The organism is Acinetobacter sp. IK23 (assembly GCF_035615275.1).
Taxonomy (GTDB): Bacteria; Pseudomonadota; Gammaproteobacteria; order Pseudomonadales; family Moraxellaceae; genus Acinetobacter; species Acinetobacter seifertii.
This window is the reverse complement of sequence record NZ_JANBNX010000020.1, coordinates 59,125-72,816: the sequence shown is the minus strand read 5'-3', so window position 1 is coordinate 72,816 and position 13,692 is coordinate 59,125. Positions and strand designations below refer to the sequence as shown.

At 41.0% G+C, this 13,692-nt stretch carries 12 protein-coding genes; 2 read left to right on the top strand and 10 right to left on the bottom strand.

Annotated elements, in window-relative coordinates; genetic code table 11:
* Nucleotides 1–123: 123 nt before the first annotated feature.
* The 7 genes from MSG95_RS13560 to MSG95_RS13530 all read right to left on the bottom strand — a co-directional run bounded on the left by MSG95_RS13560 (nt 124) and on the right by MSG95_RS13530 (nt 7,837).
* Entirely contained in the window at nt 124–1,143 is a 1,020-nt protein-coding gene (locus MSG95_RS13560) for a hypothetical protein (RefSeq protein WP_324645086.1), read from the bottom strand.
* Entirely contained in the window at nt 1,137–1,358 is a 222-nt protein-coding gene (locus MSG95_RS13555; RefSeq protein WP_077165116.1) for an ABC-three component system middle component 7, read from the bottom strand. Before MSG95_RS13555 ends, MSG95_RS13560 begins: the two co-directional genes overlap by 7 nt.
* The gene (locus MSG95_RS13550; protein WP_151819489.1) at nt 1,355–2,128 is read right to left on the bottom strand and encodes an ABC-three component system protein; all 774 of its coding nucleotides are present in this window, start codon (nt 2,126–2,128) and stop codon (nt 1,355–1,357) included. Before MSG95_RS13550 ends, MSG95_RS13555 begins: the two co-directional genes overlap by 4 nt.
* 88 nt (nt 2,129–2,216) lie before the next feature.
* Nucleotides 2,217–4,823: a Fe/S-dependent 2-methylisocitrate dehydratase AcnD gene (acnD, locus tag MSG95_RS13545; protein WP_077165114.1), complete on the bottom strand. Its 2,607-nt coding sequence runs from the start codon at nt 4,821–4,823 to the stop codon at nt 2,217–2,219.
* On the bottom strand, nt 4,823–5,980 hold the full coding sequence (gene prpC, locus MSG95_RS13540) for a bifunctional 2-methylcitrate synthase/citrate synthase (RefSeq protein ID WP_002120737.1): 1,158 nt from the start codon (nt 5,978–5,980) through the stop codon (nt 4,823–4,825). Before prpC ends, acnD begins: the two co-directional genes overlap by 1 nt.
* A 269-nt stretch (nt 5,981–6,249) precedes the next feature.
* Entirely contained in the window at nt 6,250–7,134 is an 885-nt protein-coding gene (gene prpB / locus MSG95_RS13535) for a methylisocitrate lyase (RefSeq protein ID WP_004706036.1), read from the bottom strand.
* On the bottom strand, nt 7,127–7,837 hold the full coding sequence (locus MSG95_RS13530) for a GntR family transcriptional regulator (protein ID WP_001153627.1): 711 nt from the start codon (nt 7,835–7,837) through the stop codon (nt 7,127–7,129). The genes prpB and MSG95_RS13530 overlap by 8 nt, the downstream gene beginning before the upstream one ends.
* Before the next feature lie 45 nt (nt 7,838–7,882).
* On the opposite strand from MSG95_RS13530, the gene MSG95_RS13525 reads away from it, so the two are divergent.
* Nucleotides 7,883–8,017 carry a hypothetical protein gene (locus MSG95_RS13525; RefSeq protein WP_077165113.1) on the top strand — a complete coding sequence of 45 codons (135 nt, stop codon included), beginning with the start codon at nt 7,883–7,885 and terminating at the stop codon, nt 8,015–8,017.
* Nucleotides 8,018–8,352: 335 nt separating this feature from the next.
* On the top strand, nt 8,353–9,567 hold the full coding sequence (locus MSG95_RS13520) for an aromatic amino acid transaminase (RefSeq protein ID WP_077165112.1): 1,215 nt from the start codon (nt 8,353–8,355) through the stop codon (nt 9,565–9,567).
* 48 nt (nt 9,568–9,615) lie between these two features.
* Here MSG95_RS13520 and dld read toward each other — a convergent pair whose 3' ends face one another.
* From dld to lldR, 3 genes are all read right to left on the bottom strand, one after another.
* Nucleotides 9,616–11,322: a D-lactate dehydrogenase gene (gene dld, locus MSG95_RS13515; protein ID WP_077165111.1), complete on the bottom strand. Its 1,707-nt coding sequence runs from the start codon at nt 11,320–11,322 to the stop codon at nt 9,616–9,618.
* A 469-nt stretch (nt 11,323–11,791) separates the two neighbouring features.
* Nucleotides 11,792–12,937, bottom strand: coding sequence for an FMN-dependent L-lactate dehydrogenase LldD (gene lldD / locus MSG95_RS13510; protein WP_016143985.1), 1,146 nt, complete (start codon nt 12,935–12,937; stop codon nt 11,792–11,794).
* Entirely contained in the window at nt 12,934–13,686 is a 753-nt protein-coding gene (lldR, locus tag MSG95_RS13505; protein ID WP_004795436.1) for a transcriptional regulator LldR, read from the bottom strand. Before lldR ends, lldD begins: the two co-directional genes overlap by 4 nt.
* Nucleotides 13,687–13,692: the final 6 nt, after the last annotated feature.

Below are 13,692 nucleotides of genomic sequence, written 5' to 3'. Positions count from 1 at the left end.
AAGTGCATAATCAATTGCTTGCTGTTTAAATTCAGCACTAAAACGTTTGGCCATTTCTTGGATCTCCAAAGTTAACGTTACGTTATCTTTAGAGGGAAGTACTGTCCATTATTTTGGCTAGGATCACAGTTTATCATCTATCTCTCTTATACAACTCTGATATGCATTTATTTTTTCTTCAATTTTTTCCTTTTCTGCTAGTAACTCATTTTTTAATATTTTAGAAATTCCTATATGAAATTTCTCAATTTCCATTAATCTTTCTTGATTAACGTCAGGAAAAAATTCCGATAATCTTTCAAAGGTTTTAGCATTTGCATAACTACCAAATTTTAAATTTTTTTCAATCCGCAAAAGCTGGGATTTAGAACTAGTAATTTTATTTTCTAATTCATTTTTTTCTATTTTCAGCTTAAGATTATCTTTATTAATGATTTCATTAACACTTAAGGCATATAGTTCAATTTCATTTTTTATTGTATTCAAATTCTCTTGAACATAAGCCAACTCTTTTCTTTTTAACAACAGCTCTTTTTTATTAACTTTTTGAACAAATCCTTCATTAAACATACCTTGTATAATTTTCTTTTTATTTTCAAGCTTTGATTTGTTTTTCTCAAGTATATCAACTAAGGAATAAAATCCAAAAAGCTTAAGCAAATTTGTTCTTATCTTTAAATATGGTTCATTTGGAAAAGAGTTTAAAGGTTTATTAGGATTATAATTATCCTTTCCCCAAATTCTAAAATAAGGATTTACTGTACTTCTAAAACTCGGATAGTTTTCTGGTAACTTATAAGCTTTAGACAAAAATTTTCTAAAATCTTCAATTTGTTTATCTTCTTCGTGTTCCTCTAAAAAACAAAATTTCACGATATTCGGATTGGAAGTTTTTCTTACAAAATGAAAACTCTTATTATTAAATAAAAACTCTGCTTTAATTTCAATTTCACCAATATTATCAATCACATCAGAACAAATTTTTAGAAAATCATCTCCACCAAATGCAAAATCTATCAACATTAATACAGATGACTTACCTATAGAATTCGTACCGTCATCAGGACCAAGTAAAACATTAAGACTTTTATTAAAATCTATTTTTTGCTTTATAAGTTGACTACACTCTAAAGATTTCAACATTTCGAAACTATTCCCAATTCAAGATCAAAATTAATTAAATTAAGTATGTATAAAGTATCTATTGCATACATAAATTCATCTATACCATCAAATTTATGCACTACATTTCTGTATAATTCACTTATATGAATATATTTAAATTTTTCTTCCATTATAAATATGGATTTATAAATAATAGAATCTTTTAGAGAAATCGACTTAGTTGGTGTAATCATGAATACACCTCACAATTCTGGATAAAGAATGACACAAATATCTCAGCTACTTCATTGTTTTTAACGTTCGTAATAGAATATATCCATTCTGCTAAAGCAGAAAATATCTGATTTTGATCTGCTCCATCTTTTTTAAGCTTTAAGTAATATGTTTTCACTTGGCTAAAAATTGTATCTGAAGTATAAGGTTTAATTTTATCAATTTCTGCGAATCTATTTTTAATATGTGTATAATAATATTGAACGTAACCTTTAACTTTTATCCTAATCATAAAAGTTAACTCTTCACTAGCCTTCTCATCAATTTTCATTGCCTCATAAGCTAACTTTGCCGAAGCCTCTTCTTTCAAATTAACTAAAGACTCTATAACTTCATTAATTTCATTTTCTAACTTATTTTCATACCAGTTCTTTTTTAACGCACAAATTCGTTGTAGCTCTTTTTTTATTTTCACCATCTCTCTATACCCCTCTACAGTACGAGGATGATCAAAAATTTTATGACAATCTCTACATAGAACAATTAAATTATCTTCATGTTCTAAATCCTCGTTTAACTTTTCTTCATTTTTTAACAATTCTATTTCATGTGGAAGTGGGCTGTGAGGATATATATGTGCAACTTCATATAATTTAGTTAATTTTTGATTTTTATTATTCATCAGAGGTTTATAGCATTTTGGGCATAATCCATTTACTTCATCAAATAATACAAGTTTTAAATTTTCTTGTGGTTTTATCCTTGAAGTTTTCGCTAGAGATGATGCCATACAAAACCTAATTTTACATATAATAAAAAAGACCCCACATTAATGTAAGGTCCTTTCTTAATAATATCAATAACTTTTGACGATAGTATTAAGCCACTTGGCCTTCTAAAAAGTCTTGTGCAAAACGCTGTAATACACCGCCCGCTTCATATACAGAAACTTCTTCTTCTGTATCTAAACGGCAAGTCACAGGCACTTCAAGAATCTCTTCTTTACCATCCGCTGTGGCACGCTCAATAACCAAAGTTAAAGTCGAACGCGGCGCAATATTACCAATCACGCTATAAAGCTCTGTACCATCTAGTTTTAAAGTCTTACGGTTTACACCCGGTTTAAACTCAAGCGGTAACACGCCCATACCCACCAAGTTAGTACGGTGAATACGCTCAAAACCTTCTGCCACAATCGCTTCAACACCTGCAAGGCGTACACCTTTTGCGGCCCAGTCACGGCTTGAACCCTGACCGTAGTCAGCACCCGCGATAATAATTAACGGTTGCTTACGGTTCATGTAGGTTTCAATCGCTTCCCACATACGCATCACTTCGCCTTCTGGCTCTACACGCGCTTTTGAACCTTGCTTAATGGTACCGTCTGAACGAACCACCATTTCGTTATAGAGTTTCGGGTTGGCAAATGTTGCACGTTGTGCAGTCAAATGGTCACCACGGTGCGTTGCGTATGAGTTGAAATCTTCTTCTGGTACGCCCATTTTATGAAGGTATTCACCCGCAGCCGAGTCCATCAAAATCGCATTTGAAGGCGACAAGTGGTCAGTGGTGATGTTGTCACCCAAAATCGCAAGCGGACGCATGTTTGCCAAAGTACGTGGTGCAGCCAACGCCCCTTCCCAATATGGTGGACGACGGATGTAAGTACTTTGCGGACGCCAGTCATAAAGTGGACTCTTCGCTTGTTCAACTTCGCCCAAGTCAAACATTGGAATGTAGACTTTACGGAACTGTTCAGGTTTCACGGCTTCTTTAACTAAGGCATCAATTTCAGCGTCAGATGGCCAGATGTCTTTGAGGTAAATCGGGTTACCTTCTTTGTCATGACCTAACGCATCTTTTTCGATGTCAAAACGAATTGTGCCCGCAATTGCATACGCCACAACAAGCGGTGGAGATGCCAAGAATGCTTGTTTTGCATAAGGATGGATACGGCCATCGAAGTTACGGTTACCAGAGAGTACTGCTGTTGCGTACAAGTCACGGTCAATAATTTCTTGTTGAATGACTGGATCTAATGCACCCGACATACCATTACACGTCGTACAAGCGTAAGCCACAATACCAAAACCAAGTTGTTCTAAGTCTTTTAGAACACCTGCTTCTTCAAGGTAAAGTGCAGCCGCTTTTGAACCCGGTGCAAATGATGATTTCACCCAAGGTTTACGAACTAAACCTAGCTCATTTGCCTTACGTGCCAACAAACCTGCCGCCACGGTGTTACGTGGGTTAGAAGTGTTAGTACATGAAGTAATTGCCGCAATAATGATTGCGCCATCTGGCATTAAGCCGTCAGAACGGTTTTCAACAACACCCGCAATACCTTTTTCTTTTAGGTCCGCAGTTGAAACACGTGCATGTGGGTTTGATGGACCAGCGATGTTACGCGTTACTTTAGATAGATCAAAACGTAGTACACGTGGGTACTCTGCTTTGGTCATTTCAGATGCCCAAAGGCCGATTTCTTTTGCGTACTGTTCAACCAGTGCCACTTGAGCATCTTCACGGCCTGTTAGGCGTAAGTAGTCGATTGTGTTTTGGTCGATGTAGAACATCGCAGCCGTAGCACCATATTCTGGTGTCATGTTCGAAATGGTTGCACGGTCGCCCACAGACATACTGTCAGCGCCTTCACCAAAGAACTCAAGGTAAGCACCAACAACGCGTTCTTTACGCAAGAATTCAGTTAGAGCAAGTACGATATCTGTTGCAGTAATGCCTGCCTGACGCTGACCTACAAACTCAACACCAATAATGTCTGGCAGACGCATCCAAGATGCACGGCCTAGCATTACGTTTTCAGCTTCTAAGCCACCTACACCCACAGAAATTACGCCCAAAGCGTCTGTATGTGGTGTATGTGAGTCTGTACCGACACATGTGTCTGGGAATGCTACGCCATCACGCGCCTGAATCACCGGAGACATTTTCTCTAGGTTAATCTGGTGCATAATGCCGTTCCCCGCAGGGATCACATCGACATTTTTAAATGCAGTTTTGGTCCACTCAATGAAGTGGAAACGGTCTTCGTTACGACGGTCTTCAACAGCACGGTTTTTTGCAAAAGCGTCTGGGTCAGCACCACCGTATTCCACTGCTAAAGAGTGGTCGACAATGAGCTGTGTTGGTACAACTGGGTTAACCTTAGATGGGTCGCCGCCTTTGTCAGCAATCGCATCACGCAAGCCTGCAAGGTCAACCAATGCAGTTTGACCCAAGATGTCATGACACACCACGCGCGCAGGATACCAAGGAAAGTCCAAGTCCTGACGGCGTTCAATCAACTGTGTTAAATAAGCAGTTAAATTCTCAGCATCGGCACGGCGTACCAATTGCTCTGCAAGTACTTTAGAGGTGTAAGGCAGTTTTTCGTATGCGCCTGGCTGAATATCCTCAACGGCTTGACGCACGTCGTAATATTCAAGCTGGGTTCCTGCCAGCGGTTTACGGTATTTTGTGTTCATTAACCACGCTCCGCCAATGGTTTAAATTCAAGGTTTTCAGGGCCTGTGTAGTTCGCACTTGGACGAATGATTTTGCCGTCTTGGCGTTGTTCAATTACGTGCGCTGACCAACCTGCTGTACGTGCGATCACGAATAATGGTGTGAACATGGCAGTTGGAACACCCATTAAGTGATAGCTCACTGCACTGAACCAGTCGAGGTTCGGGAACATGTTTTTCACTTCTTTCATTACTGCTTCTAAACGCTCAGCGATGAGGTACATTTTGGTGTTCTCTTGTGCTTGCGCTAAGTCATGCGCAACTTTCTTAATGACTTCGTTACGTGGGTCAGAAACTGTATATACAGGGTGACCAAAACCGATCACAACTTCTTTATTTTCAACACGCTTACGGATGTCAGCTTCTGCTTCGTCTGCGTTGTCGTAACGTTGTTGAATCACGAATGCAACTTCGTTTGCACCACCGTGCTTAGGTCCGCGAAGTGCACCAATACCGCCTGTAATTGCCGAGTACATGTCAGAGCCTGTACCTGCAACCACACGTGAAGTAAATGTAGACGCGTTAAACTCGTGCTCAGCATACAAAATAAGCGATGTATGCATTGCTTGAATCCATTCTTCAGATGGTTTTTCGCCATGAAGTAAATGTAAGAAATGCGCTGCAATTGAGTCGTCATCTGTTTCAACTTCAATACGACGACCGTTATTGCTGAAGTGATACCAATAAAGCAACATTGAACCTAGGCTTGCCATTAATTTATCAGCAATGTCTTTTGCGCCAGCTTCGTTGTGGTCTTCGTGTTCTGGAGTTAAACAACCTAGCACTGACACACCTGTACGCATCACATCCATTGGGTGTGCAGACGGTGGTAATTGCTCAAGAGCAGTTTTAAGGGCTGCTGGTAAACCACGAAGTGCTTTTAATTTTGCTTTATACGCTTTGAGTTCAGCTTTGTTTGGTAGTTTGCCATGTACGAGCAAGTGAGCAACTTCTTCAAACTGGCTACCCGCTGCAAGGTCAAGAATGTCATAGCCACGATAGTGCAAGTCGTTACCGCTACGTCCTACGGTACACAGTGCTGTGTTGCCTGCAACTTGTCCACTAAGTGCAACTGATTTTTTTGGTTTGAAGCCTGTTGTTGTTTCATTTGAGCTCATAAGAATGTCCTTTCCTATCTATCTGAATTTATTTATTAAGCACGAAGGAGTCGTACCATTTTCACTTCTTATTTCAGGATTAACCTTCGGTTCGACCTACTTTTGTTTTGGCAAAAGTAGGCAAAACCATTGTCATCTGCAAAACTCGTCCACAACCATCGAATATCCTATCTATCGCAGAACTATTTTTAAAAAATGTAGTCCTGTCTCAAACAGTTGCAGATGACGCCTCCGAGTATCAGATTCCAATTAATCAACTTTTTAATTTATTACTTCTTTTTAGCAAATGCGTTGTCTAAGTAGTCTTCAAACGCATAGTAGTTAATGCGTTCATATAACTCTTTACGCGTTTGCATAATATCAACCACGTTCTTTTGCGTGCCTTCTTTACGCAAGGTTTCATACACAGTTTCGGCTGCTTTATTCATAGCACGGAAAGCAGAAAGCGGATAAAGCGCAAGGCTTACATCGGCAGATGCTAACTCTTCTGTAGTAAACAGTGGTGTAGAACCAAACTCTGTGATGTTTGCCAAAATTGGAGCGCCAGTCTTCTGAGCAAATTGCTTGTACATATCAAGCTCGGTAATTGCTTCAGGGAACAACATGTCTGCGCCCGCTTCAATGTAGGCACCCGCACGGTCAATTGCAGCTTGTAAGCCATCTACTGCCAATGCATCGGTACGTGCCATAATCACGAAGCTGTCATCACCACGTGCATCAACCGCAGCTTTAATACGGTCAACCATTTCTTCTTGAGTCACAATGGCTTTGTTCGGACGGTGACCACAACGTTTTGCGCCCACTTGGTCTTCAATGTGCATTGCCGCAGCACCAAACTTGATCAGTGCTTTTGTAGTACGGGCAATGTTAAATGCAGAAGCACCAAAACCTGTGTCGGCATCGACCAATAATGGAAGATCACATACATCAGTAATACGGCGTACGTCTGTCAACACATCATCAAGGTTACTAATTCCCAAATCAGGTAAGCCTAAAGAACCAGCGGCTACACCACCACCTGATAAGTAAATCGCTTTATAACCAGCACGTTTTGCCAAAAGTGCATGATTGGCGTTGATGGTTCCAACCACTTGTAATGGCTTTTCTTGGGCTACTGCATCGCGAAATAGCTGACCTGCGGATTGTTTAGCCATTGTTATGTTCTCCTTGTGCTTGTAGCAGTGTTTGCTCAATAATTTTGTAAGAAGCATTGATATGTCGATGCATGAGCAGCTCGGCAAGTTCACCATCGCCCTCTGCAATTGCATCTAAAATACGGATGTGTTCGTCCCAAGCTTTGCTCGGTCGATCGGGTGTGTTTGAAAACTGAATTCTGTACATGCGAATGAGGTGATAAAGCTCATCACACAGCATTTTTTCTAGGGTTTTATTGCCACTACTTTTGATAATGCAGTAGTGAAAATCGTCCTGCCCTTCTTGCAAGTAATATCCTTTACCTGCTTTAAAGTTTTCATCTTCAGCATGCATACGCAAAACATCACGTAGTGCCAAGATTTGCTTTTTATCAATATGCTGTGCGGCAAGTTTGCAAGCCAAACCTTCTAAAGATGCACGAATCTGGTAAAGCTCTTTAAACTGTTGCAAGGATAATGAAACCACGCGCGCGCCCACATGAGCTGTACGCTCAACCAAACGTTGCCCTTCAAGGCGATGAATCGCTTCACGCAAAGGCCCACGGCTAATGCCATAAGTCCGTGCCAGTTCAGGCTCAGAAATTTTGCTACCTGCCGGAATTTGACCCAAAACAATCGCCGTCTGTATTTGTTTAAATACATTTTCGGTCAGTGTTCTTCCCTGACTTTGTAATGGCTCTGGTGCGAAGGTCAAATCTTGCATATTGTCGACAATTTTTAATCAATTATGGCTTTTATAGCGGTATAAATGAAAAAAATCAAGATAATTGTTGACACTTTACAGAACGCATCAGGTCAATTTTTATCGTTTGACCTATCATTTCACCTTATATTTAAAGCATTACACTACTTGCTATTTAATATTTATAAAACAATTATTTAGGCTTAGTTTATCTGTAGTTTTATGACTATTTATGGCTTACTTTTTAGTCAATAAACTTTTGTTTCAAACTTTAGTCTACAACCAATGTATTACAGCAAGATTGTAGACAATCTGCTTGAATGAAAGCATGAGTTATAAATTAGTATCTATTTACCGTAATTTCTTTTAAATCTTTTTATCATTTTCATCCAGAAAATATCGATATTAGTGAAATTATCAGGTGCTTCACGGTAGCTTTATTGATACATTATTGAACATCGACATAGTTGTGGCGTATTTTTCGAGACAGAAAAAACCCAGCACTATGCATATTGTTGAATGAAAGGACTTTTTTGATGTTTCAACATATCCCCCCATACGCAGGCGACCCAATTCTCTCTTTAATGGAACAGTTCAATGCTGATACTCGTTCTGAAAAAGTAAACTTGAGTATTGGTCTTTATTATAACGAAGACAGTATTGTTCCTCAGTTAGAGACCATTATCGAGGCGCAAAAGCGTATTGAGCCTAAGAACGGTAAAACCAAACTTTATTTGCCAATGGAAGGCTTCAAACCTTACCGTGAAGCAATTCAAGCACTTTTATTTGGTGCAAACAGCCCAGCAGTTAAAGCTGGCCGTGCTGTAACCATCCAAACACTTGGTGGTTCAGGCGCATTGAAAGTTGGTGCAGACTTCTTAAAAACTTATTTCCCAAATTCAGACGTTTGGGTAAGCCAACCAACTTGGGATAACCACGTTGCGATTTTCAATGGCGCTGGCATCAAAACTCATTTCTATCCATATTTCGATAACGAAACACGTGGTGTAGATTTTGACGGTATGCTTTCTACACTTAAAACTTTGCCTGAGCAAAGCATTGTGTTATTGCACCCATGCTGCCACAACCCAACGGGTGCTGACTTAAACCCAGCGCAGTGGGACCAAGTGATTGCAGTATTAAAAGAACGTAACCTTATTCCATTCCTAGATATCGCTTACCAAGGTTTTGGTGACGGTATGGAAGAAGATGCGTATGCAATCCGTGCTTTAGACCAAGCGGGTCTAAACTTCATTGTGAGCAACTCGTTCTCTAAAATCTTCTCTTTATATGGCGAGCGCGTTGGCGGCTTAACTTTCGTATGTGACGATGCAGAAGCTGCTCAGTGCACATTCGGTCAGTTAAAAGCGACTGTACGCCGTATTTACTCTAGCCCTCCTACAACAGGTGCTTGGTTAGTTGATGAAGTGTTAAATGACGCTGAACTTAACCAACAATGGCAAGGTGAAGTGAAAGAGATGCGTGAGCGTATTATTAAAATGCGTAGCATCTTGAAAGATGAACTTACTAAAGCATTACCAGACCGTGACTTTAGCTACCTTGTAAACCAAAAAGGTATGTTTAGTTACACAGGTCTAACTGCTGAGCAAGTTGATATCTTACGTGAAGAATATGCAATCTATTTAGTACGTAGTGGCCGTATTTGTGTAGCAGGCTTAAACATGAACAATGTTTATACTGTTGCTAAAGCGGTGGCTGAAGTACTTGCTAAATCTGTAGAAGCTGCATAAGACACCTACTAAAAAAGGCGCTTCGGCGCCTTTTTTTATGTCTCGATATTAAGATTTAGCTTTGCCCCAATACTTCAGTTTTGAGGTATGCCCAATCCCCACATTAAAGCTATTGGTTGGGTCGAGTTTTTGATAGAAATTGGCTAATGCAGGTTTGGCAATGTAAAGATGCCCAACATTATGCTCTGCTGGATATTCAGCACGGCGCGCATCGAGTAACTTCCACATTTGATGTTCCATTTCTAATGGGTCATGGCCCTTTTTAAGAATATAGTCCTGATGGAATACATGACAAAAGAAATGCCCATAATAGAGTTTATGGATGATTTTATTTTCCATCTCGGCTGGCAGTTGCTCTACCCATTCGCGGTCATTACGACGTAAGGCAATATCAAGCGCGACAATATCTTCAACTTCACTACGGTGCGTATCACGATAACGAATTGCCGCCCCCGCAATCGCAAAACGGTGTAAGAACGCCTTTCGTCCTTCCTCTTCACTACACACGAAATAGTGACCTGACTGGTGCACAGCAAAATATTCTTTTAAAAATTGCTCTGTCTGCGCTTTTGAATTATTTTCGACACGTAAAACTAAATGGTGCTCATAACGGTCTCGATATTCAGTCATACGCTTCGGTAAATGACTCGGTAAAAAAAAGGTAATGGCCTGTAAAATATGATCCGTTAAGCCCTTAATTTTAAATCGTTCTAAGAACCCATCGACTTTATCTTTCATCGCGAAGGCTTTTGGAACATTGGCTGTGCCGAACTTTTCAATAAATAAGAACGTATCTTTTCCGTACTTTTCACCAATTAAATAAGCATCTCGGTGAATATATTCACCTGCAATCGGCAAGCTTGGTAGTGAGGTCAGTAAATAACGACGAATCGCTGTTAAATCATCGGCATCATTCGTACCAATATAAAAGACATTACTTTCTACTTTTTCATAAGTATCAAGGCGTACAGCAAATACACAGACTTTACCTGCCGAACCCGATGCCTCAAACAAACGTGACGGGTCTGCATTAAAACGAGCAGGTGTATCTTCATCAACTTGAGTCACATCGTGGGCATAACGATGGTCAGATGCCTGTTTTTCGCTATCATCTAAAATATCTACGGCTTGATATTTCTGCTTCTCTAATCGAGTCAAAATTTCTTCAGGAGTCGAACCTAAATTTACGCCTAAATGGTTCACCAGTTCTAATTGACCAGCGGCATTCACCTGAGCATATAACGCTAGTTCAGTATAAGCCGGGCCACGGCGTACCAACGCACCACCAGAGTTATTACACACACCGCCAAGTACCGATGCCCCAATACAAGATGAACCAATTACTGAATGCGGTTCACGATCATAGCCCTTTAAAATTTGCTCTAAATTATCTAAGGTCGCACCCGGTAAACAAATCACTTGCTTACCGTCATGAATAACTTGAATGCCCTTTAAACGGCGGGTACTCATGACCAAAACAGGACGGTCATAGTCATCGCCATACGGAGTTGAACCACCAGTGAGTCCTGTATTTGCCGCCTGCATAATCACAATACAGTCTGCCTCAATAGCAGCTTGAAGCACCTGCCATTGCTCTAGCAATGTGCCCGGCACCACTACAGCAAGCACTTTCCCCTCACCAAAACGACGACCTTGACGATACTGGCGCGTGCTTTGATCATCGGTCAAAACATGCGAACGCCCTACAATATTTTGTAAGCGTTCAATCACTGCTTGAGGAGAAAATGTTTGCATGATGGTTTCCTTTTGGTCATCCCTACCACATAGTTTTTTAAAAATCAGAAAAGCTCAAGGGAGTTTTTCCATTTAGAACTAATATTTAAAGTAGCTAATTCCATTACTTTTTTTTGGCATGAGTAGCGACTAAAGCTACGCAAGATCAAAACCATTGTCACTTACAGAACCTGTTCGCTGTATCCATTTTTCAATTTATATTGCAAAAACAAAACTTTGCTCATACCACGCAGGCTGTAAGTGACGCTTAGCACCAGCAGCTAATCCCTAGCTGTTAGATTTAATTAAAATTGGCTCCGTGTTGGCGGCATGGATGCCGCCGTTTCGATGCGGTAGCAAGGACGTACCGTCATCGAAACTAAAGTTTTTGGTTACTTTTTTAAAAAAGTAACGTCAATTAGCTACTTAAATTGAAATTTTTCCGATACGACTCCGTCGTGCCAATATCATCAAAGTTAATACGGAAACGTTAGAGCTTCATCGCCTGTACTAAACAATCCGCGTTAATATCCTTAATCGACTTAGCACCTGTCAGCGTCATCGCAACACGCATTTCTTTATCAATCAAATCAAGCAAGTTCGACACCCCTTGCCCACCTGCTGCTGCCAAGGCATATACAAACGCACGGCCAAGTAAGACTGTATCGGCACCGAGCGCCAACATACGCACCACATCTAAACCATTACGAATGCCTGAGTCAGCCAAAATCGCCAAATCACCTTTCACTGCATCAGCAATTGCAGGCAATGCACGAGCAGACGACATCACACCATCTAACTGACGACCACCGTGATTCGACACCACAATCCCGTCAGCACCAAAACGCACAGCATCTTTGGCATCTTCAGGGTCTAAAATGCCTTTAATCACCATTGGGCCATCCCAAAATTCACGAATCCACTCAAGGTCTTTCCATGAAATCGATGGGTCGAAGTTCGAGCCTAACCAGCCAATATAGTCTTCAAGCCCAGTCGGCTTACCTAAATATTTAGAGATATTTCCCAAGTCGTGCGGACGACCCATTAAGCCGACATTCCACGACCAATGTGGATGGAACATAGACTGCATATAACGACGCATTGCAGCATTTGGCCCACTCATTCCCGAATGTGCATCACGGTAACGCGCACCCGGTACAGGCATATCTACAGTAAATACCAGTGTTGAGCAGCCTGCCGCTTTTGCACGTTCTAAAGCATTACGCATAAAACCACGGTCGCGTAATACATAAAGCTGGAACCACATCGGGCGGTTAATTGCAGGTGCAACTTCTTCAATCGGACAAACAGAAACCGTTGAAAGCGTAAATGGAATGCCCTTTTTGTCGGCTGCCATCGCTGCCTGCACTTCGCCGCGGCGTGCATACATACCTGTTAAACCAACCGGTGCCAACGCAACTGGCATCGACAATGTTTCATTAAACAGTTTTGTCTCTAAACTTAACGCTGACATGTCATTCAGCACACGTTGACGCAATGCAATTTCTGACAAATCTTGTACGTTACGCTTTAAGGTATATTCCGAATACGCTCCACCATCAATGTAATGAAATAAAAATGGAGGTAAGCGACGTTGTGCCGCAGCACGATAATCATTGCCAGAAGAAATAATCATTTTGAATCAACTCTATTTAAACGGTTTGCACGTTTCTGGCGAGCTTCATCTTCATCCAGAGAACGCACATGATTAATCACAAATTCAATATGACCGCAGACAGCTTGGCGTGCGGCCTCGGGATCTTTACGATCAATAGCATCCATCACCTGAAAATGCTGCTCGCTCAGCAAGTCACCATTTACGGGGTCGTTATAAACTTTCTTACGCCCTAACAAGACGTTATATTGCAACAAATCAAACAAGCTACGCATCATTTGGATTAGCACCACATTGTGAGATGCTTCAGCAATCGCTAAGTGAAATTCAGCGTCTGCCACCGCAGCCTGTGCTGAGTCACCTACATTTTGATGGCGACTAATTTCATTAAAATAATGATGAATTTTCGCGCGGTCTTCAGGCGTTGAGCGCAATGCGGCATACCATGCCGTGCCACCTTCAAGTAATAACCGCGCCTCTTGCACATCAAAACGGTACAGCGGATCTTCTTCAATCAAGTTACTAATTGGGTTCACAATCAATTGCTGTGGCCACTGTTCAGGTAACTGCTGAATATAAGTCCCATCGCCACGGCGGCTACTGAGCACCCCTTGACTATTGAGCTGTTGAATTGCTTCACGCAAAGACGGACGAGAAACTCCTAAGCTAGTTGCAAGCTGGCGTTCGGCAGGCAAACGGTCACCTTTTTTCATGTGACGCTCTTCAATTAATGCCTGCAATTTCATGACCACTTGATCGGAGATTCTCATCGCGTT